Raw genomic sequence first — 22,641 nt, forward strand, 5'->3', positions numbered from 1 at the left:
GGAGCAGCTTATGGAATTCGAAGGAAAAACTGCATTGGTCACCGGGGCTGCTGGCGGGATCGGAGCCTCTCTGGTCCAGCGCCTACGCGCCGCAGGGGCCCGGGTTGCTATTGCTGATCGCACGGTCGAGGGGATTGAGGCCGAGGCGCATTTGCCCGGTGATCTGCTGGACCCGACTTACGCCGATACTCTGCCGCGGAAGGCTGCGGATGCGCTGGGCGGGCTGGATATCGTGGTCAACAACGCGGGCGTTATCACGCGTGGTGCGGTCACCGAGACCTCGGATCAGGATTGGTCTTTGTCGCTGGGCGTCAACGTCGAAGCGCCGTTTCGGGTCTGTCGCGCTGCGATCCCGATCATGGCCGCAAATGGCGGAGGTGCGATCGTGAACACTGCATCCTGCTGGGGTCTGCGGCCCGGTCCGAACCATGCGGTCTATTGCATGACCAAGGCGGCCATCGCCTCTCTGACACAGTGCATGGGCATGGACCACGCACATCAGGGCATTCGGATCAACGCGGTCTGCCCAAATGAGGTGAACACGCCGATGCTGCGCTCGGGCTTTACCAAACGCGGGTTCGACCCGGACAGCGCCGTGGCCGAGCTGGGGCAGACTGTCCCACTGGGCCGCATCGCCGAGCCTGAAGACATTGCCGACGTGATCCTGTTTCTGGCCTCGGACGCCGCGCGCTATATGTGCGGAGCGTTGGTCGAAGTGAACGGAGGCAAGCCGGTATCATGACCCGATTTGAAGGCAAGACCGCCCTGGTCACCGGAGGGCGCAGCGGCATTGGTCGGGCCATTGCCGAACGGTTGCGGCAAGACGGGGCGCGGGTGTTCACCGCGCAGCGTGGAGAAGACCCTGAGTTCGAGGGGATCGAGGCGGATTTCAGCGATCCGAATAGCCCGGCAGATGTGATCGCACATGTCATCGACCGGGCAGGGCGTCTGGACGTCCTGGTCAACAATGCGGGTATGATGCAAGAGGCGCTGGTCGAAGAGATGTCGCTTGATGATTGGCACCGCAATCTGTCGGTCAACCTGACGGCGCCTTTTCTGCTGATCCAAGCGGCATTGCCTCATCTGCGGGAAACACTGGGCAGCATCGTCAATATCGGTTCTATCGAAGGGCTGGGCAGCAATCCCGGCCACGCCGCCTATTGCGCGAGCAAGGCGGGCCTGCATGGCCTGACGCGGGCCGTGGCGGTGGATCATGGCGCCGAAGGCATCCGGTGCAACGCCGTGGCGCCCGGCTGGATCGACACGGAACTGAACATGAATTTTATTGAAACGCAGCCAGACCCTGAGGCTTTTCGCCGAGACATCGGCCGCATTCATCCCTTGGCCCGGACTGGTCGCCCCGAGGAGGTGGCAGCCATGGTCGCTTTTCTGGCGTCGGACGAGGCCAGCTTTGTCACCGGTCAGGTCTATACTGTGGATGGGGGGCGCATGAGCAAGCTCAGCCTGCCCTGACGGGCAGGTTCACTCCTTCCCCGATCTCCACTCTTTCCAGATCAGATAGCTGTTTGCACCCAGTGAGGCGAAGGGCTCTGGCGGAAGGCGCGGGGGCATGGGCTGGGCCAGGAAATGATCGGCGATGTCCGAGCCGCCCTGCGCGACAAGTTCTGCAACCCCCATACCCTGCAACGTGCCACGAGCGATGCCCAGACCGTTCTGGCAACAGGCCGAGAAAACGCCGGTATTCAGCTCGCCAAATGCCGCCGATCCGTTTCGGCTGAGGCAAAGCATCCCAGCCCAGCGGTGCTCCATCTTGACGTCCGGCAAATGCGGAAACCGTTCCCGGAACTTGCGGTCATGCACCCAGCCAGCGTTGCGCAGGCGCATGGGGCTGGTCTCGATCGTCGGGTGAAAGGTCGAGCATGTGCGGATCAGGATCCGGTCGCCGTAACTGCCCGAAACGCGCCGGACCGAGGTGCCCATCGGATCAGCGGGCGTGACGGACCAACGGTGTTGGCCGCCCAGCGTCTTGATCTGTTCCGGTGTCAAACGCTCGGTGATCGACGCATAAAGGCAGATGTGCATCAGCCTGCGTTCATAGAAGCCAAAGCTTTCTAGATGACCGTTATTGGCCAGAACAATCCGACCCGTTGAAACCTGCGCTTCGGGTGTTTTAACCAGCCATCCCGCACCTTGTTTTTCGAACCCAGTAACAGGTGAGTTTTCGAACAGATCGACCTGTTTTGAAAGATCAGAGGACAAGGCCCGAATATATCCGGCGGGTTGGATCATCACCGTGCCGGGCGCAAAAAGGCCGGATGTGTAATGCGGGCTGCCCGTGATCTCTTGCATCTGTTGGCGGTCGTACAGCGTACAGGGCTCGCCCAACCGCTCCAGATGAGCGGCGAATTCCTGGTTGTGCCGATCCCCGGCCCGCGTGGCGGCGGCATTGAATTTCCCGCAAGGGTCAAACATTTCCTGTGGCAGGTTGCAGTCCTGCGCGACCTCTGTTGCGAACCCAATGGCACGCCGGTTCAACGCAATGGTTGCCCGGTCCGCCTCCAGCCCATCGCCAGCATAATTGTCCGATGCCAGATCATGCGGCAGGTCGATCATGAAGCCCGAATTGCGCCCGGCAGAGCCATCGGCAAAACGCCCGGCCTCTAACAGAACGACCTTCAGTGTCGGATCAAGCTGGTGCAGCCGCCGCGCGGCTGTCAGGCCCGCAAACCCTCCGCCGACAATGGTGATATCCGCCGATAGGTTCCGGTCCAACTGTGGCAATGGGGTCTGAGGTGGCAGAATGGCGTTCCATCCTGCCGGTCCTGTCTGCCGTGGCAGCCGCTTTGCCGTGTAGACCGTCAATCGACTGCCTCATCCGCATCGTCGGCCAGATCAATCCAGATGGTCTTCAACTGGGTGTACTGATCATGCGCGTGGACCGAGTTGTCCCGCCCCCCAAAACCGGACTGCTTGTAGCCACCGAAGGGTGTGGTGATGTCGCCTTCGCCAAAGCTGTTGATCGTCACGGTGCCCGCCCGGATCGCCCGCGCGCCACGAATGGCGCGTTTCGCGTTGGCTGTGAAGATCGAGGCACACAAGCCATACTCGGTGTCGTTGGCGATCTTGATGGCTTCGTCAAATCCCGAAACTTCGATCACTGAGAGGACCGGGCCAAAGATTTCCTCGCGCGCCAGTGTGTTGTCATTGCCGGGAACTTCGACCACGGTAGCTTCGACAAAGCCTTTGTCAGCTTTGCCGCCGATCACCACGTTCTCGGCCTGATCCAGATAGCCGCACACCTTGTTGTAGTGGTCTTCGCTTACCAATGCACCCATGCGGGTCTCCGGGTCCAGCGGGTCGCCGATGTTCCACTGCTTGGCGTGATGGGCGATGCGCTCCAGCAACTCCGCCTTCACACCCTTATGCACGATCAGCCGGGACGAGGCCGAGCAGTTCTCACCCATGTTCCAGAACGCGCCGTTGACGATATGCGCGGCCACGCGGTCGAGGTTCTCGGCGTCGTCCATAACGATGGCGGGGTTTTTGCCGCCCATCTCAAGTACGACCTCTTTGGCGTTGCTTTCAGCGGAATAGGTCAGAAACCGCTTGCCGGTGACGGTCGAGCCGGTGAAGGAGACCATGTCGATATCCATATGCCGTCCGATGGGTTCTCCTACCTCGGCCCCACCGCCGGGGACGATGTTCAGGACCCCACGGGGCAGACCGGCCTCCATCGCTAGTTCAGCAAGGCGCAGGGCGGTCAGTGTGGTTTCTGCAGCCGGTTTAACAACCACCGAACAGCCCGCCGCAAGCGCAGGCCCGATCTTCCACGCCAGCATCAGCAGGGGAAAGTTCCAGGGCAATACTAGACCGACAACGCCGATCGGTTCGCGCACGACCATCGCGATGTGATCGTCGCTGGCAGGGCTGACCTGATCGTAGATCTTGTCGATCGCCTCGGCGTGCCATTTTAGGCAGTGGATCGTCTCGGGCACGTCAACGGTTTCGCAGTCGTAGATGGTCTTGCCGCTGTCGATGCTTTCCATCACCGCCAGTTCGCGGGCGTTGCGGGTCATCAGCTTGCACAGCCGGATCAGCACGTCCTTGCGGTCCGAGGGGTGCAGCTTCGACCAACGGCCATCGTCAAAAGCCTCACGCGCCTTTTCGACGGCAAAGTCTAGATCCGCAGCGCCACAGGCCGCGATGTCGGCCAGTTTTTCGCCAGTTGCGGGGTTCACTGTCTCGAACGTGTTGCCAGAGATCGCCGGGCGGTACGCGCCATCGATGAAGGCGCTTGTGGGCAGGGTCAGCCCTGCGGCGATGGATTTGTATTCGTCTTGTGTCAGTAGTTCCATTGCTCAGCCCTCCGCCACGATGTCAGCGATTGTTTTCTTCAACACACGCGTCACCTGTTCCAATGCGCGCTTGTCGTCCTTGTTTAGGCCTTTCAACGGAGGCCGCATGGCACCTGCGTCGATGCCGTTCATGGTCACGCCATGTTTGATGGTCTGGATGAACTTGCCACCCTGTTCCAGAACCCGCATCAGCGGCATCATCGCGGACATGATCCGGCGGCCTTTGGCGAAGTCACCTTCGATCACGCAGGCCTGATACAGCGCCACGTGTTCCGCAGGCAGGAAGTTTGACCCGCCGCACACCCAGAATGGCGCGCCCCAGGCAAAGAACTCCAGCGCCTGATCGTCCATCCCGCAGCCCAGCTGGATATGCGGGTAATCGCGGGCCAGCAGATGTACCCGGTTGATATCGCCCGAGCTTTCCTTGATGCCGCAAAAATTCCGGCTGCGGCCGACGCGGTCCAGGAACTCTTCGCCCATCATCGTGCCGGTACGGTGCGGATAATTGTACAGCATTACCGGCAGATCAGCGGCTTTGTCGATGGCTAGCGCGTTCAGAGCGTTTTCGCGATCGGTTGGCACCGAATAGGGCGGGCTGGCCAGCAGGATCGCATCGGCGCCGATCTCTCGCGCACCCGCTGCCAGCGCAATCGAGTCCGGGGTCAGCATCGCGCCTGTACCAACGACCAAAGGCAGGCGACCTTTCAACTGCTGATGCGTGAATTTCGCCAGTTCCAGCCGCTCTTCCACCGTCTGGGCATAGTTCTCGCCGGTTGATCCACCCGAGATCAGGCCATGCACGCCGTTTTCGATCAGGTATTCGATAACGCTGGACAAGGCGTCCCAGTTCACGCCGCCATCCTCGTGATAGGGCGTGACCACAGGGGTATAGATCCCCTCAAACTTGAAAATCGGGTTCATTCCGTCCTCATGCAGGTTTCGAAAGGGGCGGGACGCCCATCGGGACATCCAGCGCATCAGGCATCACGAACAGCTCAATCTGATCGCGTGACAGGTTCCAGTGGTCCTCGGCCAGCTGCGCTGCAGCCGCCTCGTCGCCCGCCTCGATGGCGGCGATGATGGCGTCATGCTGGTTGCTTGCCTCGGACAGGTTTTCGGTCATCTTCGCTGTTTGGGGCCGGTAGAAGGTCATCCCGATCCGAGCATGGTCAATCAGCAGCCGGTTGAAGGACGGCAGCAGATAGACATTGCCCGACATCTCTCCGGTCACATCGTGAAAGCGGTTATTGGCCAGCGCACGATCCTCGGCAGACCCGGATCGCAAGGCAGCTTTGAAGGCCTGCTGCGCCTCTTTCAGGGCGTCAATCTGGGGCCGGGTCGCGTTTTGTGCTGCCAGCCGCAGGATCGCGCCGTAAACCATCGGTGCGGCCAGAAAGAAGTCGCGCAAAGTGGTGTAGGACATTTCTGACACCCGGGCACTGCGGTTGGTGCGCAGGTCCAAATACCCCTCACCGGCCAATTGCCGGAAAACCTCTCGCAGCGGGGTGCGGGACAGGCCGAAGGCGTCCGACAGATGTGCCTCGTCCAGATCCGTTCCGGGCTGCAGGCGTAGGGTCAGGATCGAGACCTTCAGGTGCTCTGTCAGCTCAGCTTTCCGGGATTTTGCGTCGTCTTTCATCCGTTCCTCCAACGGCTGCGCGAATCGTGATTGTCACTTCGTGCACTCTCTGTATTCTATAAAAATACAACTTGTATACAGAAAAAAATCGTGCAGCATGGGCCGTCGACCACGCCAATCTGAATCGGACGTCTATGCGCCAGCCCCGCCACATCACTTTCATTCTGATCGAGGAATTCTCGCACCTCGCCTTTTCCTGCGCGGTCGAGCCGCTGCGGATCGCGAACCTTGTCAGCGGCGAGGACCTCTATGCATGGTCGTTTGTATCCGAGCATGGCGAACAGGCTGTGTGTTCGAATGGATCGGTGACGTTGGTGCATCACGGGTTGGACGCACTGCCTAAAACCGACCAACTGTTTGTGCTGTCGGGCATCCATATGCGTAACCATGTCTCGCGCCCGTTACTTGCGACCCTGCGCCGCGAACGGGCGCGTGGAACCGCTATCGGAGCATTATGTTCCGGCGCGTGGCTTTTGGCCGAAGCGGGTTTCCTGGACGGAATGCAGGCCGCCATTCATTGGGAATATCACGACGCTTTTATGGAGGCGTTTCCCGAGGTGAATTTGGTGCGCAGCGTTTTTGTGGCGGATGAAAAGCATATCACCGCCTCGGGTGGGACGGCGACAGCCGACCTGATGCTGCATCTGATTGAAAAGGACCATGGCGAGGAACTGTCCGTCGCAGTGGCCGATCAGATGGTCTACAACGCGGTGCGCAACGCCACTGCTAAACAGCGGGTGTCTCTGCAATCGCGCAACGGGATGCGTAACGCGCATCTCGCCAAGGCGATCCACATCATGCAGGATTGTATCGAAGCGCCCGTGTCACCCTCGCAGATTGCCGAAGAACTGGGAATCTCGACGCGGCAGTTGGAACGGTTGTTTGGCAAGTACCTCAACACCTCACCAAAGAAGTATTTCATGGAATTGCGGCTTGAGCGTGCGCAAAAACTGCTGCTGCAAACCGAAGCCTCGGTGACCGAGGTCGCCATGGCCTGCGGATTCGAAAACCCGGGGCATTTTTCACGCGTTTACAGGTCGAGTTTCGGTGTGACGCCGCACGCGCAAAAAAACAAAATAGATTAAGAAATCAAAGCGGGGGGAGCGTCTCTGCCGTAAGGCGAGCCTGGCCGGGCAGGCGCTCACCCCCTGGTCCTGCTTCGTACCCCCTCGTTAAAACTGTACTGGTAAACTGGATAGCAGGATTGAGTATTCATAGATGCCGAAGTTGGCATAAGTTTTACGAGATCGTGTCAGATATGTGTGCGATTTGGCTAAAACCTTAATGTTCGCCGCATTTCAACTGTTGACCCAAAGGTGCAAAACAGGCCAACTTAACAGGTGAATTTGTCTGGACATAGTTTTGATTTGGCCACAAAAATTTTTGGATTGGGAAAATCTGGCGAAAAATCCCATTCAAGCCAAGGCATCAGACCTCATATCTTCATCATCTGATTTCGATGGAGGACAGCATGCATCTGGAACACGGTAAATCTGAACACCGCCCCGCCAACGGTGCCGTCGCGATCGCAAACCGCGAACGCCAGATTTGTGATGCTTCCAGCGCAGCAAAGTCCGCTTTTTCCGAAATGACCTCAAAGGCTGGGTACTCGCCAGAGATGGCTGAAGTTCAGCATCGCGTATTCCAGATTTTCCGCTGGTATTTTTTGTCGGCCTATTGCTCGCGCCTGCTGAGCGATGCCTCAAATCGTTTGGAGCACCACACCTTGCAGACCTCGGTCGACGTGTTCAGCGCCGTCCGAATGGCTCTTACTGAAGCCGAGGTGGAAGCGGCAATGACGCTGGTACAGGATGATGTGACGACGATTGCCGCAGCGCGGGCCAACAAAATTGGTTGCCGCGGGCATTCCGCTGGCTGGACTGCCGCAACTTTGCAGCAACGAGGTCGCGAGGTTCCGGCGGAAATCAAAAACGCGCTTGCGGGTGCGTTGTCGGCATCGGTTCGCTTAAACTGATCCACAGAGCCGATAGGTAGCAAAGATCAGGCGCTCGGCGATCTCATCACAGGTAAGTCATAGCGGCGTTCAGACAGCCATTTGGGCAGTCGGATCAGCCATTCGAAACGTGTGCCAGTCAATATCCGACAAAACGCGATCCCGAACACCACCGCCACGGCGACACAGATAGGAATAACGAACAGAGGTTTTGTCACGCCAACAATCTTCGTGAGTATGATCCGCGTCCCGGTGACCGACAGGAAATGCGTCAGACTAAGATAATGGCTGTGGCTACCGATCAGGCCCATCCACTGGGCGCGGCCAGCGTGCGATGCAAGGACGATGGCACCGATGATCGCTGCGACAGAGAGGGCGGGCAACTTGAATAATACGAGTGGTACGTTCTGAAGGTCAAAACTGGCGGCGAGAACAACCAGCACACCAAAACCCGCCGCGCATAGGACAATCACTGTTGGCAAGGCGTTTGAGGCATGGGTCCTGATCCATTCCGATGCATAGGCACCGATAACAAAGTAGACGAACAGTTTGGCCAGTTTGTCGGCGATTACCGCACCTTCAGGCCAGACACCCAAAAGGAACTGGGCCTGAATGATGGCTGCGACATCGACAACATAGACGGGCGGTACAATCCGCAGCAGCCTAAGAATGACAAAGGACAGCGTGAGCGCGTACAGAAACCAAATTGTTGGAAGCGGATCCCAGAGGATCAGAAAGATCTCCCACCAGTAGGTGACCGAATTGGTGATCGGGTTATGGTGTTCTCGTGGCGTTCATCGCGCCGGTATTGCTCAAACGCCTGCCGCAGTGCTGAGTGCCGTTGGCGCAAAACGCGGGCAAAAACAATGTGGCAATTGAGGAACACTGCCGTTTGTTAATCGCGCAGCGTGATTGCCAGTCATTATGCAAACCCATCGCTAGAGAATCGAGCGTTCGAAGACAAACCGAATGACACGAGCCTTCGGCTGTAACAAGATGATGGTGGAGGTGTAAGTCATGGCGGATGTTTTCGACCGCATTGCAGATTGGCTGCAAAAGCTGGCCTTTTTTGATGCTGATCTTGGTGGGCTAGTCGAGCAGTTAAGTAACAGGCTGATCGATGGTGGCGTGCCGGTCACGCGTGTTTCCTTGGGTCGCCTGATGATGCACCCTGTAATTGGATTGCTCGATGCAACTTGGGATGCATCGAACCATCGAATTGAATGGACCGTTCTTCCACGCAGCTCAGTAACGGCTGATCTCTTCGACAAGGCACCCTTCGGAGAGAATTCGAAATTGGCCAATGAGATTGCGAAACAACACTTTAACAAGGAAGTATGGGACTTGGCGGACGGACTTGCGAACGGCACAATCAAGTTTCCTTTCATGCGAGCAAATCTGACTGACCAAGCGACCCGTGACAAATTTCCGCTATTCCGAAAACTCGCTGAAGCAGGTGTTACCGACTATGTCGTATGCAGTGCACCATTCGGCAATCGTACTGTTGTCTTTGACGGAGAGATGGAGTGGGCTTTGGGCGCGTCCGTGTCTTTTGCTACAAAGCGTCGTTCTGGCTTTACAGACCGTGAGGTAGATGGCCTGTCGCGGCTATCGTTACCTTTGCTTGGTGCAGCGCGTGTATTGTCGGAGCAGTTCTTGGCAGCTGAGTTGATGGAGGTCTATCTAGGTAAGTTGTCCGGTCGATCCGTACTGAACGGTCAAATAGCCCGGGGAGATGTCAGCATAATTGACTGTGCACTCTTGTTCAGCGATATGCGCGGCTCTACGGCTTTGAGCCAGCGCTTGTCATCGGAGAAATATGTCGCGACGGTTAACCAATTCTTCGATTGTGTCGGTGGGGCGGTACACGATCACGGCGGAGAAGTTCTTAAATTCGTTGGCGATGGGTTGCTTGCGATCTTTCCTTTTGATGGTCAACGAAGACTACCGGAAGACATGTGCGAAGCAGCCCTGTCCGCGGCGCGCGAAGCATTTCAAAGGAACGAAGAGCTTGATCCATCAGACCGTGCTGAATTTGGGGTTGGGTTGCACACGGGCGCGGCTGTCTACGGGAATGTTGGCACTGAAAAGCGCTTGGATTTTACGGTAACTGGCCCATCAGTTGCGATAGCCAGCAGGTTAGAGGGCCTGACGCGAAAACTGGAGGCGCGGCTTTTAGCAACGGGCGATTTTGTGAACTTGGTATCTGAAGAGCCTAAAAAAATGGGGCGGCATTCTTTGCGGGGTTTTGAGGAAGACTTAGAGGTCTTTTCTTACGAAATTTTCAAATAACGCTCAATTGCGTTGGGCCATTAGCAATCATTCGTTTAGGCGCGTTTTGAGGCGCAGGTACTGGAATGAAACCGGTGAGATTTGGGCTCAAAACGGTCGTTCGCGCCAATTTGATTGAAGGTTTGCTTTGCGGACTTTGCACTCATCCGCATTCTTACTCCAATGGACCGCGGCCAGCCCAAAGCGGACGTTAAACTGGTGTTAATAGGCCAGTAGCTTGAGGATGGAATAAGAGGCTAAATTCAGCTAGCAATTTTTGGCAAGTATCGATCTAGCAAAGCGTCGACCAACCCCTCTTGCAGTTGGTTGCCGGTAGCTTCGTCCACACGCAAGATGTCTTCAAGAATAACAAGTTGTTCCATGCCCGTCGTCATGGACAACCGCTTGGCCAGATCGTCAGTTTCCTTTGGCTCCATCAATGTGTGAACTGGTGCAAGAGCTTCGGTAAAGGCCGCCACTCGTCTGGCACCACGCATTTTGACCGTTGTATTCTCCAGTGATGCCTTTAGCGATTCAGCCAGAAACTGCCGGAAGTGCGCCTCATGAACCCGAGAAAAATCCAGATAGTAGCGCGCGACGACATGTACACGGTTCCTAACGTCATCCAGTCCCTCAAGAAGTTCTGACGTCGGCATGACTTCAAGATCGAGCGTCGCATCCAAAGCCAAGACACTTGGGTCAGAAAAGTAACGATAGACCGTCGCACGGCTGGTTTTGGCGCGTTCAGCGACTTTTGCCAGCGTGACTTCCTTGCCTTCCGACATCAGGTCTCGTGCAGCGGAAAGAAGTGCTTCGCGCGTTCGGTTGATTTGATTTGTTCGGGGCGCCAATTTCAAGCCTTTTGTGATACATTTGTCTCATAAGTAGATTTATGTATCATATTAGCAGTGTGTTTCAAGTAAAGGGAGTCGCAGCAATGACTGAACCTCGCCCGCGAATTTATCATCTTCTTGGGAACCTTTTGACCTTTCACGCCTTTCCCAGTGAGACAGGGGATCGTTGCACAATCGTTGAAATAAAGACGGCGCCAGGTGCCGGTGCACCGCCCAATCATCATGCTGGCGAAGACGAGAGTTTTTATGTGCTCGATGGTGAATTCGAGTTCTATTTGAATGGGGAGACCGTCAACGTCAAAAGTGGTGACTTCGTCAAAATCCCGGACGGCGCAGTGCACGCATTTACTTGTACCGGAGAGCGACCTGGCCGGCTACTTTGCATAAACGCTCCCGGCGCGATGCATGACATATTCTTTACTGAAGCCGGAGAGGCGATGCCTGACGGAACGACAGACATCCCGGCGCCAGATGGACCGCCGGACATTCCGGCGATCATGGCAGTAGCAGGTCGAGTAGGAATGACGATCCTAGCGCCTGCGGATGCTCCTAGCTGACGAAGGCGCTTCATTCCGCGCGCGTTGCGCTGTAATCCTCGTCTGAGACGTGCTCCATCCAATCCGCAGTCTTACCCTCGACAGCCGTCTGCACAGCCAGATGGGTCATCGCGCAGTCTGGCGACGCGCCGTGCCAATGCCGCTCTCCAGGCGCGAACCACACCGTATCGCCAGGGCGCAACACCTGCACTGGCTTCCCCTCAGACGCAGCCAGGCCCAAGCCCGATAAAACATGGAGCGTTTGACCGGCAGGGTGCGTGTGCCAAGCTGTCCGTGCGCCAGGCTCAAAAGTCACTGTATGGATCTTGACCGGCGAGGGATCGTTCCCCGTCACAACGGGATCAAAGCGGACCTTGCCGGTGAAATACTCATTGCCGGGAAATTGAGAAGGCCGGCCCCCGGCGCGGTGAATTTCCATGATGTGCTCCCTTGCTGCCCCTGGAGACTTAGCAGAGTTCCGATTTCGAACCCAGAGGCTCGCAGGGTCAAAGCGGTCATTTTAGCAACATTGCCGATTGCCCAGAAGAGCCTGGAACCGGTCATTGGTTTTAATAGGGCCTACGTCCGAGTTGCGAGACAAAGCAGGCATGTGGAAAGACTGGTGACTTACCCTTCTACCGATATCCGTTTGGGTCGTGAACCAAGCGGACCAAAAAAGCGCTGAACCAACTATACGCAAACGAACAGTCGGATTCAGCGCGGAGACAAATTGGAAATGAGAGTATCCAATCACGGGGAATACAAACTATACGAAACAAAGCGGCTCGCGGATTACAAATGCCTGGAACACTCGTTAGGACTGCGGAGCGGACCATAGCTGGATATGAAGAGCGTCAGCTGTGTCCTAATCGGTACAGATGGGGTGCTGAAACCACGCCAAAGGATTTCAGCGTGCGCTATATATGCGCCACGTGTGAGCCTTCTATTTGGATAGCAGGTCGATAACTCATAAAAAAAATGGTGCTGCTGGAGAGAATTGAACTCTCGACCTCTCCCTTACCAAGGGAGTGCTCTACCTCTGAGCTACAGCAGCGCTGTGGGCGGGTGATTAGACTCAAACGAAACGGGGCGCAAGGGTGTCTGGACGGTTTTTTTCGCCTCCTGTAGAGAAAGATCATGACGGATAAAAATTCACCCAAAAAACACGGTAAATCCGGGGACGCGCGCGAAGAGCGGCTGAAGGCCGCCTTGAAGGCGAATATGGCGCGTCGCAAGGCGCAAGCAAAGGCGCGCGCTGCATCCGGTGACAAGACCGGCAAGGACGAGGGATAAGAGCAGATGGATTCGATTCTGGTGACGGGCAACGGCCCGTTGAACGGGCAGATACCTATTGCGGGGGCCAAAAACGCATGTCTGACCCTGATGCCTGCGACGTTGCTGAGCGAAGAACCGCTGACGCTGACCAATGCGCCACGGCTGAGCGACATCAGGACTATGACCGCTCTGCTGCAATCGCTCGGGGCCGAAGTGTCGTCTCTGCAAGACGGTCAAGTGCTGGCCATGTCCAGTCATGACCTGACCAGCCACACCGCGGATTATGAGATCGTGCGCAAGATGCGGGCCTCGAATTTGGTTCTGGGGCCTTTGCTGGCCCGGTTCGGAGAGGCCGTTGTGTCGCTGCCCGGTGGCTGCGCGATCGGTGCGCGACCCATGGATCTGCATGTCGAAGGGCTTGAGGCGCTGGGCGCTGAGATCGAGCTGAAGGATGGCTACCTGCACGCCAAAGCCCCCGGCGGGCTAAAGGGCGCAGTGCATGAGATGCGCTTTGCCTCGGTCGGGGCGACAGAAAACATCGTTATGGCGGCGACGCTCGCCAAGGGCACGACGGTTCTGAAAAACGCCGCGCGCGAGCCAGAGATCGTCGATCTGGTCGAATGCCTGCGCAAGATGGGCGCCCAAATCGCAGGCGAAGGAACCTCGACCATCGAGATTCAGGGCGTCGACCGGTTGCATGGTGCGACCCATCAGGTCGTAACCGACCGGATCGAACTTGGCACCTATATGCTGGCTCCGGCCATTTGTGGCGGTGAGGTTGAGCTGCTGGGCGGACGGATGTCTCTGGTTGACTCCTTTGTCGCCAAACTGAATGCAGCAGGTGTGAATGTCACCGAAACCAACAACGGTCTGAAAGTCAGCCGCAAAAATGGTCGCGTCAACGCCGTGGATGTGGTGACCGAGCCGTTCCCCGGTTTCCCGACTGATCTGCAGGCGCAGATGATGGCGCTGATGTGCACGGCCGAGGGCACCTCGGTTCTGGAAGAGCGTATTTTCGAGAATCGCTTCATGCACGCGCCCGAGTTGGTGCGCATGGGCGCGAGTATCGAGGTACATGGCGGCACAGCTACGGTGACAGGTGTGGACCAGCTGAAAGGTGCCCCTGTGATGGCGACCGATTTGCGGGCTTCCGTCTCGCTGATCCTCGCAGGGCTGGCAGCCGAAGGCGAGACGACAGTCAGCCGGGTCTATCATCTGGACCGCGGATATGAGCATGTGGTGCGCAAGCTGGAAGGCGTGGGCGCAAAGATTGAACGGATCAAAGGCCAATGACAGACGCGATTTTTGAAGATGGACGTGAGGCCCCGCTGAACCTGGGGGCCGAAGATGCCGATGACCTTCAGGTCATTTCGACCCTGACGCAGGACGCGGTGTTCCCGATCACCGAGATGACATGGCGCCCGTCCGAGCGCCGTTTTGGCCTGTTGCTGAACCGGTTCCGGTGGGAGGACAAAGACGCCGCAACGCGCCGCGACCGCCCGTTCGAGCGGGTGCAATCGGTTCTGGTGTTCGACTCAGTGTTGTCTGTGGCCAGCCAGGGCGTTGACCGCAGCGACAAGGATATGGTGATGTCCCTGTTATCGGTCGATTTCGAACCCGGCGAAGACGGCGCGGGCGAGATCACGCTGACCTTGGCGGGCGATGGTGCAATTCGTCTGTCCATCGAGGCACTGGATGTCACCCTTAAAGATGTGACCCGGCCCTATCAGGCCCCATCAGGTCACGCCCCGCACCATCCAGAATAAGCGCGGCATAGCTCAGGCGTTCTCGGCGCCGTCAGCGGGGCTGAGCATCCGCCCCGCGACCGTGTTCGACGTTTTTGACCTCAGCCGCATTCTGATCCGGTCGATTACGAAACTGTGTATTGCCGATCATGCGGATGATCCCGAGGTCATCGCTCAGTGGACTGCCAACAAGAACCCGGCGACCATCCGCGGCTGGATCGACGCAGGAGCGCAGATATGGCTGGTCGAACGGGCCGGGCAGCCTGCCGCGGTTGGGGCGCTCGGGCAGGACGGAGACATCACGCTGCTGTACATTGACCCCGATCAGACAGGCGTCGGTGTGGGGCGGGCACTGTTGGAAAAGCTTGAGCAGGAATTGATCAGAGCGGGGTATGCCGAAGGCCGTCTGGAGGCGACCAAAACAGCGCAGGCGTTTTATGCACGGCATGGCTGGCAGGCGACCGGCGGATGTAGCCAGCGCGCAGAACTGTCCTGTTTGCACATGCGCAAATCGCTGCACCCCCAGCACTGAGGGTTGAGGCCAGCCCATCCGGGCGATATGTCCCGGTCAAACGCCCCGGAGTGCCAGAATATGCCCGTTTTCCTCGACACGACGTCGCCCGAGTTTGAAACCGCTTTCGCCACCTTGCTGTCCGCCAAGCGCGAAGACAGCCCGGATGTGGACGCGGTGGTGGCCCAGATCATCGAAGATGTGCGGTCCCGGGGCGATGCTGCAGTCATCGAGTTGACGGCCAAGTTCGACCGGTTGGAGCTTACGCCTGCAACACTGGCATTCAGTGCGGATGAGATCGCGGCGGCGGTCACGCAGGTCTCAGATGAAGATCGTTCAGCGCTGGAATTGGCCGCTGACCGGATTCGTGCCTATCACGAAAAGCAGCTGCCAGAGGATCAACAATGGACCGACGCCGCGGGTGCGACACTGGGCTGGCGCTGGTCTGCGGTTTCTGCGGCTGGTCTTTATGTGCCGGGTGGGTTGGCGTCCTACCCGTCGTCGGTCCTGATGAACGCGATCCCGGCCAAGGTGGCAGGCGTCGAGCGTCTGGCCATCGCGGTACCAACGCCCGACGGGCAGGTGAACCCTCTGGTTCTGCTGGCCGCACAGCTATCCGGCGTTGATGAAATCTATCGTATCGGCGGTGCGCAGGCGATCGCCGCGTTGGCCTATGGCACCAACAGCATTGCGCCCGTGGACAAAATTACTGGCCCCGGGAATGCCTTTGTGGCTGCAGCCAAACGGCGTGTGTTTGGCAAGGTTGGCATAGACATGATCGCTGGTCCGTCCGAGATTCTGGTGATCGCCGACAAGGACAATGACCCTGACTGGATCGCATTGGACCTGCTCAGCCAGGCAGAGCACGACGAAAGTGCGCAGTCGATCCTGATCACAGACGACGCGAGTTTTGGCCAGGCTGTTGCCGAAGCGGTCGACATACGGTTGGAAACCCTTCAGCGCCGGGCCATCGCAGGGGCAAGCTGGCGGGACTTTGGTGCCATCATCGCAGTGCGCGATCTGGACGAGGCTGCAGCGTTGTCAAATCGCATTGCTCCCGAGCACTTGGAGCTTTGCGTGGCCGACCCCATGGCACTTAGTGCCAAAACCATCCATGCCGGTGCCATCTTTTTGGGCCAGTACACCCCCGAAGCCATTGGCGATTATGTCGGTGGGTCAAACCACGTTCTGCCGACGGCGCGTTCGGCGCGGTTCTCTTCGGGTCTGAGCGTGATGGACTTTCTCAAGCGCACAACGCTCAGCCAGATGACCCCCGAAGCGTTGCGCGCGATAGGCCCAGCCGCCGAAAAGCTGGCACAGTCCGAAAGCCTTGAGGCGCATGGCCTGTCAGTAACAGCGCGATTGAAACGCCTGAACGGCTAAGGAGTTTATGGCCCGCAGGTCACACCTGAGGTGAACCTGAAAGACCGCTAGGCGATTGTGCTTGAACCCGCCTGCCTTTGCCCGTCGCTTTGGCTGCAAGATTTGGTGCGAAGGAACTGAGCTTGGAACGCGTGGCAACCTTGTGGATCGGCAAACGGTTCAGCTTTCTTGAACACCTGTGCCTCAAATCCTTCGCGGATGTGGACCAGACGCCCATCGTCTACCACTATGGCGATCTTGAGGATGTCCCTGACTATATCGAGGCCCGCGATGCGCGAGAAATCTTTGACACGCCCGAGATCTACCGCGACCCGATCATGCGCTCGGTCGCAGTGCACGCCGATCTGTTTCGCCTGAAACTGATGCAGCAGACCGACTATATCTGGGTGGATGCGGATGCCTATGCGGTTCGGCCGTTCGAGACCAAGCAAGGTTATCTGTTCCCCAAAGCCAATCTGGCCCGCCAACGCATGATGAACGGTGTTGTGGCCCTGCCCAGCGACAGTCCGGCCTTGAAGAAGATGTGCGATTTCGCCTTCGACAGCGACCTCGTGCTGTTCTGGTGGTCGGATGACAGAAAGCACGCCTATCGGAATATCTACGGGCAATCCACTTACTGGAGCCTGCCTTTATCAGCGCTTGGGCCGCCGCTGTTTTTCCACAGCCTTTACGGGACGCCGGAGCATGACATGAGCTTGCCGAGAGTCGAGCTTTACGCCGTTCCACTCCGGCATCGCGCTTTGTGGAACGAGCCCGACATGTCCAAGCTGGAATTTCTGAATTGGCAAAGCAAAATGTCGATCCATTTCTTCGGCTCGTGGTTCCGGAGAATCTTCGCCAACAAGGAAATAGCCAAAGGATCGCTGGTCGATACCTTGCTGACCAAACACCGGATCGACCCGTCGGATCACTCGCTCTAGGCCCAGGGCACCGGCAGACCCGGACTGCGTTGCCCAATCAATCCTCTTGCGATAAGTCTGGCCTGACCTGAACGGACGAAGCTGAGAATGACCCGCATTTCGCATATCGAACTGGACGACCGAAACCTGCCCCCGCCGACCCCCGAGATCGAGCAGGAGCGCAAGGTTGCAATCTATGACTTGCTGGAAGAAAACAGCTTTGCGCTGCCTACGCGCGATGATCGTGTTGTACCCGATGGTCCGTACCGGGTGCAGCTGTCAATCCGCGACAAGCGGCTGGTTTTTGACATAGCCACGGAGGCTGAGGAAAAAGCCGCTGAGTTCCATCTGTCGCTGGGGCCGTTCCGGCAGGTCGTCAAAGACTATTTCCAAATCTGCGAAAGCTATTTCGACGCGGTGAAAACCCTGCCGCCCAGTCAGATCGAAACCATCGACATGGCGCGTCGTGGCATTCACAACGAAGGCAGCCGCGTTTTGCAGGAGCGACTTGAAGGTAAGGCCGAGATTGACACAGATACCGCGCGTCGCTTGTTCACGCTAATCTGCGTGCTGCATTTCGGAGGCTGACGCGTGAAGCCTTTGCCGCAGTCGGTCCTGTTTTGTTGCGACCATAACGCGGTTCGGTCTCCTATGGCCGAAGGTCTCATGAAGAAATTCTATGGCACCGGGACTTATGTGCAGTCGGCAGGTGTTCATAATGATCTAGAAATCGACGGCTTTTGTATCGCTGTTTGCCAAGAGGTCGGTGTCGAGCTGTCCCGTCACCGTTCCCGCTCGTTCGACGAAATGCAGGAATGGGGCGACGATCTCAGCTCGTTTGATCTGATCGTTGCCTTGTCACCCGCCAGTCAGCGTCGGGCGTTGGAACTGACAAGGATTTTCCATCTGGATGTCGATTATTGGCCAATAATGGACCCTACTGGGATGGGCGAGACACGAACGGATAAGCTAACCCACTACCGACAGACCCGCGATCAGATCATTCAGCATCTGCGAGACAGGTGGGGCGAACCAACGGAGGGGACATGAGCGAGACCGTCAAAACCTATTTCACTGCCTTCAACGCCGGCGATGTCCACGGCATGCTGGCTTGCCTGTCCGATGACGTGGCCCACCACGTGAACGAAGGCCAGATACGCATCGGCATAGACCAATTCGCTGCGTTTTGCGCGCATATGAACCGCTGCTACAAGGAACATCTGACCGATATCGTGGTGTTCGAAGCCGAAAACGGTACCCGCGCAGCGGCTGAGTTCGTCGTGAACGGAACCTATCTGCAAACCGACGAGGGCCTGCCCGAAGCGCATGGGCAGACCTATCGCCTGCCTGCCGGGTCGTTCTTTGACCTGAAGGACGGCAAGATCACTCGTGTCACGACGTTCTATAACCTTGCGGACTGGACCAAGCAGGTTTCAAATGGCTGAGGTCACCGCCGTCCGCCCCTTGGTCGGAGCGGCTCTGGCAGAGGCTTTGGATGATGTGGCGCGCCTGCGGATCGAGGTGTTTCGGGCTTGGCCGTACCTTTACGATGGCGACCTGGAATACGAACGCAAATACCTGCAGTCTTACCGCGATAGCGACAAGGCTATTGTGGTCGGAGCCTTTGACAGCGACCGCCTGATCGGAGCTTCGACCGGCGCGCCACTGGTTGACCATGCCGACGATTTTGCAGCTGCGTTCGAAGGGTCAGGGCTGGACTTGTCCGAGATATTCTATTGCGCCGAATCCGTCCTGCTGTCCGACTATCGCGGCCAAGGCGTTGGTCACACTTTCTTTGATCTGCGCGAGGCTTATGCCCGCGAGCTTGGATTTAAGAAAAGCGCGTTTTGCGGGGTGCAGCGCTCAGCCGATCACCCGCTGCGTCCAGAAAACTATCGTCCTCTGGACGCCTTCTGGCGGTCGCGGGGTTATGAGCCACTTACGGGCGTATTTGCCGAGTTTTTGTGGAAGGATATCGGAGAGCAGGGCGAGACGCGGAAGCCTCTGCAATTCTGGATTCGCGATCTGTGACGCTGCTCTGTTGAGAATCTCTCTGAATTATAGCGCGATCCAGAGACACGCTGAACTCAGCGGTTTCCCCGCCGGTATCATCTCTGAGGTCACAACGACTATCGACCCGACGACTGCCGGTTGATTGGCGCTGTACAGCGCGCAGTATCCCCGACTATTGTCTGGTGATTTTGACTGAATGAGGATGCCGCCTGTGAAAGTCGCCACCGCCGCCTACAACCTCGATTGGCTCGACAGCTGGGGCCAGTACGAGGACAAACTGGACCGCTGGGTCTCGGACGCGGCGGGGCAGGGTGCCGAGTTGCTGGTGTTTCCGGAATACGGCGCGATGGAGCTGTCGACACTGGACGGAACTGAGGTTGCAGGTGATCTGGAACGTTCGATCCGCGCGGTGTCTGACAGGATGGAGGACGTGCAGGCCTTGCATGCACGCTTGGCGCAGGCCCACAAAACGCACATTCTGGGCGCATCCGCCCCGGTTGTGGATGGTCCCGGTCAACCGGTAAATCGCGCCGTTCTGTATGCACCGGATGGCCGTCAGGACCATCAGGACAAACAGATCATGACCCGGTTTGAACGTGAAGACTGGGACATCGCCGCTGGCGGTCCGCTAAAATTGTTCGACACAGCGCTTGGCAAAATCGGTGTGTTGATCTGTTACGACAGCGAGTTTCCTCTGCTGGGTCGGGCGTTGCGGGATGCGGATTTCATCCTCGTCCCGTCCTGCACCGAGGCTCTGTCGGGATATTGGCGGGTGCGGATCGGGGCGATGTCCAGAGCGTTGGAAAATCAATGCGTTACCATAATGTCGCCGCTTGTGGGCAACAACGAATGGTCTCAGGCTGTAGACATGAATACCGGAACAGGCGGTGTCTTTGGCCCGCCGGACAAGGGATTCCCGGCAACCGGAGTACTGGCAGAAGGCACTTTGAATCAGCCGGGTTGGACCTATGCCGAGGTCGATCGGGCAGCCATCGCCAACGTGCGCGCGGACGGCCAGGTCCTTAACCGAACCCACTGGGACGAGCAGTTACCCCGAGTCGATTCGGTCACATTATCCGCCCTTTAGGTGATTCCGCCCTTGAAATAAGGCCGAAATAGGCTCATTTAAGCGCACATCCCCGCAGATTCTGCGGGTGCAACGTAATGATGGAGACAACATGGCCAAGGAAGATACGCTCGAATTTCCCGGTGTCGTGAAGGAACTCCTGCCTAATGCGACGTTTCGGGTCGAGCTGGAAAACGGCCATGAGATCATCGCACATACGGCAGGCAAGATGCGCAAAAACCGCATCCGTGTTCTGGCCGGCGACAAGGTTCAGGTCGAGATGACCCCCTATGATCTGACCAAGGGTCGGATCAACTACCGCTTCAAGTAACGCCTGCCGAAATGGCGTTTATCTTAGGATCGGGCAGCCCAAGGCGGCTGGACCTGTTGGCCCAGCTTGGCGTGCAGCCCGATGCAATTCGCGCGCCCGACATCGACGAAACGCCTTTGAAAGGCGAGTTGCCGGTGCCCTATTGCAGCCGCATCACGCGCGCAAAAGTTCAGGCAGTTCAAGCCGATAGCAATGACGTTACCCTGTGCGCGGATACCACCGTGGCGCTCGGTCGTCGCATCCTAGGCAAACCCGAAGACGCAGGACAAGCCGCAGAGTTCCTGCATGCTCTTTCTGGTCGGCGGCACCGCGTGATCACCTCGGTCGCAGTTCGGCGCGGGGATCGGGTGCTGCAGCGTGATGTGGTTTCTAAGGTCAAGGTCAAGCGCCTGTCAGACGCTGAGATCAACGCCTATCTGGCGACCGGAGACTGGCAAGGCAAAGCAGGGGCCTATGCTATTCAAGGCCCGGCCGGAGCTTTCATTCCGTGGATTTCCGGCTCGTTCACCGGCATCGTGGGCTTACCTCTGTCTGAAACCGCCGCCCTTTTGCAAGGCATCGGCTATCCCCTGTATCGTGAGGCATCATGAAGGGTCGCACCATCGTTCTGGACCGCATCGAAAACCGCGAAGCCGCGGCGCTTATGGTCGACGGTCAGTTGGATGATTTCCTGATCGCGGCTGATGCACCCGCGCCGGGTACGATATACCGCGCGCGCGCGGACCGGCCGGTCAAAGGTCAGGGTGGTATGTTCCTGACCACGCCCGACGGACCGGCCTTTCTGCGGCAGGTTAAAGGATTGGCCCCGGGCGCGCTGATGCTGGTTCAGGTGACCGGTTACGCCGAACCCGGAAAAGCGTTGCCGGTGACGGATCGCGTTCTGTTCAAAAGCCGTTATGCAATCATCACGCCCGATGCACCGGGTCTGAATATTTCTCGCTCGATCCGAGATGAGGACGAACGCGACCGCCTGCTTGAAATTGCGCATGAGAGCATGGAAGGCAGCGATTATGGGCTGATTCTACGCTCGTGCTGTGCTGGCGAAGATGCGGGCGAAATCGCCGATGACATCGGTACGATGCTGGCGCACGCAGATCAGGCCCTCAATGACTCCGGAACCGAGCCAGAGATGCTTCTAGAGGGCGACGGCCCCCATGTCCTTGCGTGGCGCGACTGGACCGATCCGGCCGAGGTTGTGACGCAACCGGGCAGTTTTGAATCCCACGGCGTTCTGGACGCATTGGATGTCGTGCGCGGGGTTTCGGAACCGCTATCCGGCGGCGCGCATCTGTACATCCAGCCCACCCGCGCTTTGGTTGCCGTGGACGTCAATACCGGGTCGGATACGTCGCTGGCAGCAGGAACCAAGGCGAACTTCGCCTGCGCCAAAGCTCTGGCGCGTGCCTTACGCGTTCGAGGTTTGGGCGGGCAAATCACCCTGGATCTGGCGCCGATGCCGAAAAAAGACCGCCGAGGGTTCGAATCCGCCCTGCGCGCCGCTTTTAAGGCTGATTCCATTGAAACCACGCTGGCGGGCTGGACACCGCTGGGTCACTACGAACTGCAACGCAAACGCGGTCGTATCCCATTGGCTGAGGTGTTGAAATGAGCTGCCCAATCTGCGGAGAAGAGACGATAACCAAGTTCCGCCCTTTCTGTTCGAAACGCTGCGCGGATATCGACTTGGCCAAGTGGCTGAACGGTTCCTACGCCGTTCCATCGCAGCGCGAAGAGGAGCTGGATGCAGAAGTTTCGGACGTTGAAACAGAGCAATCGCGTCCGCATTGAAAAAATGTAAAAAAGCCTCTGGACACTGCCTGTAGCAAGTCATAGAAGGCCTCCACCCAA

Annotated in this window: 28 protein-coding genes and 1 tRNA gene; 21 read left to right on the plus strand and 8 right to left on the minus strand. The window is 57.9% G+C overall.

What is annotated here, in order from left to right; translation table 11 throughout:
- Positions 1 to 10: 10 nt before the first annotated feature.
- Positions 11 to 742, plus strand: coding sequence for an SDR family NAD(P)-dependent oxidoreductase (locus GOV53_RS17735; RefSeq protein WP_170468869.1), 732 nt, complete (start codon positions 11 to 13; stop codon positions 740 to 742).
- Positions 739 to 1,473 (plus strand): SDR family NAD(P)-dependent oxidoreductase, encoded by a 735-nt coding sequence (locus GOV53_RS17740; RefSeq protein WP_170468872.1) that lies wholly within the window; start codon positions 739 to 741, stop codon positions 1,471 to 1,473. The genes GOV53_RS17735 and GOV53_RS17740 overlap by 4 nt, the downstream gene beginning before the upstream one ends.
- Before the next feature lie 9 nt (positions 1,474 to 1,482).
- Here GOV53_RS17740 and GOV53_RS17745 read toward each other — a convergent pair whose 3' ends face one another.
- The 4 genes from GOV53_RS17745 to GOV53_RS17760 are packed head-to-tail and all read right to left on the minus strand — an operon-like array spanning position 1,483 to position 5,955.
- Positions 1,483 to 2,823: an NAD(P)/FAD-dependent oxidoreductase gene (locus GOV53_RS17745; RefSeq protein WP_170468875.1), complete on the minus strand. Its 1,341-nt coding sequence runs from the start codon at positions 2,821 to 2,823 to the stop codon at positions 1,483 to 1,485.
- Positions 2,820 to 4,316, minus strand: coding sequence for an aldehyde dehydrogenase (locus GOV53_RS17750; RefSeq protein WP_170468878.1), 1,497 nt, complete (start codon positions 4,314 to 4,316; stop codon positions 2,820 to 2,822). Before GOV53_RS17750 ends, GOV53_RS17745 begins: the two co-directional genes overlap by 4 nt.
- A gap of 3 nt (positions 4,317 to 4,319) precedes the next feature.
- The gene (locus GOV53_RS17755) at positions 4,320 to 5,237 is read right to left on the minus strand and encodes a dihydrodipicolinate synthase family protein (protein WP_170468881.1); all 918 of its coding nucleotides are present in this window, start codon (positions 5,235 to 5,237) and stop codon (positions 4,320 to 4,322) included.
- Positions 5,238 to 5,244: 7 nt separating this feature from the next.
- Complete coding sequence (locus GOV53_RS17760; protein ID WP_170468884.1) at positions 5,245 to 5,955, minus strand: GntR family transcriptional regulator; 711 nt, start codon at positions 5,953 to 5,955, stop codon at positions 5,245 to 5,247.
- Between the two features lie 134 nt (positions 5,956 to 6,089).
- Between GOV53_RS17760 and GOV53_RS17765 the strand changes: the two genes are divergently transcribed.
- Together GOV53_RS17765 and GOV53_RS17770 are read left to right on the plus strand one after the other, a co-directional pair.
- Positions 6,090 to 7,040: a GlxA family transcriptional regulator gene (locus GOV53_RS17765; protein ID WP_170427254.1), complete on the plus strand. Its 951-nt coding sequence runs from the start codon at positions 6,090 to 6,092 to the stop codon at positions 7,038 to 7,040.
- Positions 7,041 to 7,426: 386 nt separating this feature from the next.
- Positions 7,427 to 7,930 (plus strand): hypothetical protein, encoded by a 504-nt coding sequence (locus GOV53_RS17770; RefSeq protein WP_170468887.1) that lies wholly within the window; start codon positions 7,427 to 7,429, stop codon positions 7,928 to 7,930.
- A gap of 26 nt (positions 7,931 to 7,956) precedes the next feature.
- Here GOV53_RS17770 and GOV53_RS17775 read toward each other — a convergent pair whose 3' ends face one another.
- Complete coding sequence (locus GOV53_RS17775; protein ID WP_170468890.1) at positions 7,957 to 8,505, minus strand: hypothetical protein; 549 nt, start codon at positions 8,503 to 8,505, stop codon at positions 7,957 to 7,959.
- Positions 8,506 to 8,926: 421 nt separating this feature from the next.
- Here GOV53_RS17775 and GOV53_RS17780 point away from each other — a divergent pair, with 421 nt between their 5' ends.
- Positions 8,927 to 10,201 carry an adenylate/guanylate cyclase domain-containing protein gene (locus GOV53_RS17780; RefSeq protein ID WP_170468893.1) on the plus strand — a complete coding sequence of 425 codons (1,275 nt, stop codon included), beginning with the start codon at positions 8,927 to 8,929 and terminating at the stop codon, positions 10,199 to 10,201.
- A gap of 242 nt (positions 10,202 to 10,443) precedes the next feature.
- Here GOV53_RS17780 and GOV53_RS17785 read toward each other — a convergent pair whose 3' ends face one another.
- Positions 10,444 to 11,037: a TetR/AcrR family transcriptional regulator gene (locus tag GOV53_RS17785; RefSeq protein WP_367648796.1), complete on the minus strand. Its 594-nt coding sequence runs from the start codon at positions 11,035 to 11,037 to the stop codon at positions 10,444 to 10,446.
- A gap of 80 nt (positions 11,038 to 11,117) precedes the next feature.
- On the opposite strand from GOV53_RS17785, the gene GOV53_RS17790 reads away from it, so the two are divergent.
- Positions 11,118 to 11,591: a cupin domain-containing protein gene (locus GOV53_RS17790; RefSeq protein WP_170468899.1), complete on the plus strand. Its 474-nt coding sequence runs from the start codon at positions 11,118 to 11,120 to the stop codon at positions 11,589 to 11,591.
- A gap of 10 nt (positions 11,592 to 11,601) precedes the next feature.
- On the opposite strand, the gene GOV53_RS17795 is transcribed toward GOV53_RS17790, so the two are convergent.
- The gene (locus tag GOV53_RS17795) at positions 11,602 to 12,009 is read right to left on the minus strand and encodes a (R)-mandelonitrile lyase (protein ID WP_170468902.1); all 408 of its coding nucleotides are present in this window, start codon (positions 12,007 to 12,009) and stop codon (positions 11,602 to 11,604) included.
- Between the two features lie 540 nt (positions 12,010 to 12,549).
- A tRNA-Thr gene (locus tag GOV53_RS17800) sits at positions 12,550 to 12,624 on the minus strand.
- 83 nt (positions 12,625 to 12,707) lie between these two features.
- On the opposite strand from GOV53_RS17800, the gene GOV53_RS17805 reads away from it, so the two are divergent.
- The 15 genes from GOV53_RS17805 to GOV53_RS17875 all read left to right on the plus strand — a co-directional run bounded on the left by GOV53_RS17805 (position 12,708) and on the right by GOV53_RS17875 (position 22,581).
- Entirely contained in the window at positions 12,708 to 12,863 is a 156-nt protein-coding gene (locus tag GOV53_RS17805; RefSeq protein ID WP_170427241.1) for a hypothetical protein, read from the plus strand.
- Between the two features lie 6 nt (positions 12,864 to 12,869).
- Entirely contained in the window at positions 12,870 to 14,138 is a 1,269-nt protein-coding gene (gene murA, locus GOV53_RS17810) for a UDP-N-acetylglucosamine 1-carboxyvinyltransferase (RefSeq protein ID WP_170468905.1), read from the plus strand.
- Positions 14,135 to 14,611, plus strand: coding sequence for a DUF2948 family protein (locus GOV53_RS17815; protein ID WP_170468908.1), 477 nt, complete (start codon positions 14,135 to 14,137; stop codon positions 14,609 to 14,611). The genes murA and GOV53_RS17815 overlap by 4 nt, the downstream gene beginning before the upstream one ends.
- 61 nt (positions 14,612 to 14,672) lie before the next feature.
- The gene (locus GOV53_RS17820; protein WP_367648797.1) at positions 14,673 to 15,122 is read left to right on the plus strand and encodes a GNAT family N-acetyltransferase; all 450 of its coding nucleotides are present in this window, start codon (positions 14,673 to 14,675) and stop codon (positions 15,120 to 15,122) included.
- Positions 15,123 to 15,182: 60 nt separating this feature from the next.
- Complete coding sequence (hisD, locus tag GOV53_RS17825; RefSeq protein ID WP_170468910.1) at positions 15,183 to 16,484, plus strand: histidinol dehydrogenase; 1,302 nt, start codon at positions 15,183 to 15,185, stop codon at positions 16,482 to 16,484.
- Positions 16,485 to 16,606: 122 nt separating this feature from the next.
- Positions 16,607 to 17,404 (plus strand): hypothetical protein, encoded by a 798-nt coding sequence (locus GOV53_RS17830; RefSeq protein ID WP_170468913.1) that lies wholly within the window; start codon positions 16,607 to 16,609, stop codon positions 17,402 to 17,404.
- An 87-nt stretch (positions 17,405 to 17,491) separates the two neighbouring features.
- Positions 17,492 to 17,971 carry a UPF0262 family protein gene (locus GOV53_RS17835; RefSeq protein WP_170468915.1) on the plus strand — a complete coding sequence of 160 codons (480 nt, stop codon included), beginning with the start codon at positions 17,492 to 17,494 and terminating at the stop codon, positions 17,969 to 17,971.
- Positions 17,972 to 17,974: 3 nt separating this feature from the next.
- Complete coding sequence (locus GOV53_RS17840; RefSeq protein WP_170468918.1) at positions 17,975 to 18,433, plus strand: low molecular weight phosphatase family protein; 459 nt, start codon at positions 17,975 to 17,977, stop codon at positions 18,431 to 18,433.
- A complete protein-coding gene (locus GOV53_RS17845; RefSeq protein ID WP_170468921.1) occupies positions 18,430 to 18,828 on the plus strand; it encodes a ketosteroid isomerase-related protein in 399 nt (132 codons plus the stop codon). The genes GOV53_RS17840 and GOV53_RS17845 overlap by 4 nt, the downstream gene beginning before the upstream one ends.
- Entirely contained in the window at positions 18,821 to 19,414 is a 594-nt protein-coding gene (locus tag GOV53_RS17850) for a GNAT family N-acetyltransferase (RefSeq protein ID WP_170468924.1), read from the plus strand. The genes GOV53_RS17845 and GOV53_RS17850 overlap by 8 nt, the downstream gene beginning before the upstream one ends.
- 193 nt (positions 19,415 to 19,607) lie before the next feature.
- Positions 19,608 to 20,483, plus strand: a complete 876-nt coding sequence (locus tag GOV53_RS17855; protein WP_170468927.1) for a carbon-nitrogen hydrolase family protein — start codon at positions 19,608 to 19,610, stop codon at positions 20,481 to 20,483.
- A 91-nt stretch (positions 20,484 to 20,574) separates the two neighbouring features.
- Positions 20,575 to 20,793 carry a translation initiation factor IF-1 gene (gene infA / locus GOV53_RS17860; RefSeq protein ID WP_005978431.1) on the plus strand — a complete coding sequence of 73 codons (219 nt, stop codon included), beginning with the start codon at positions 20,575 to 20,577 and terminating at the stop codon, positions 20,791 to 20,793.
- 11 nt (positions 20,794 to 20,804) lie between these two features.
- Positions 20,805 to 21,383, plus strand: coding sequence for a Maf family protein (locus GOV53_RS17865; RefSeq protein WP_170468930.1), 579 nt, complete (start codon positions 20,805 to 20,807; stop codon positions 21,381 to 21,383).
- On the plus strand, positions 21,380 to 22,402 hold the full coding sequence (locus GOV53_RS17870) for a ribonuclease E/G (RefSeq protein ID WP_170427230.1): 1,023 nt from the start codon (positions 21,380 to 21,382) through the stop codon (positions 22,400 to 22,402). Before GOV53_RS17865 ends, GOV53_RS17870 begins: the two co-directional genes overlap by 4 nt.
- On the plus strand, positions 22,399 to 22,581 hold the full coding sequence (locus GOV53_RS17875; RefSeq protein WP_170427229.1) for a DNA gyrase inhibitor YacG: 183 nt from the start codon (positions 22,399 to 22,401) through the stop codon (positions 22,579 to 22,581). The genes GOV53_RS17870 and GOV53_RS17875 overlap by 4 nt, the downstream gene beginning before the upstream one ends.
- Positions 22,582 to 22,641 lie beyond the last annotated feature (60 nt).

The sequence above is a fragment of the Ruegeria arenilitoris genome (assembly GCF_013035315.1).
Lineage (GTDB): Bacteria > Pseudomonadota > Alphaproteobacteria > Rhodobacterales > Rhodobacteraceae > Ruegeria > Ruegeria arenilitoris_D.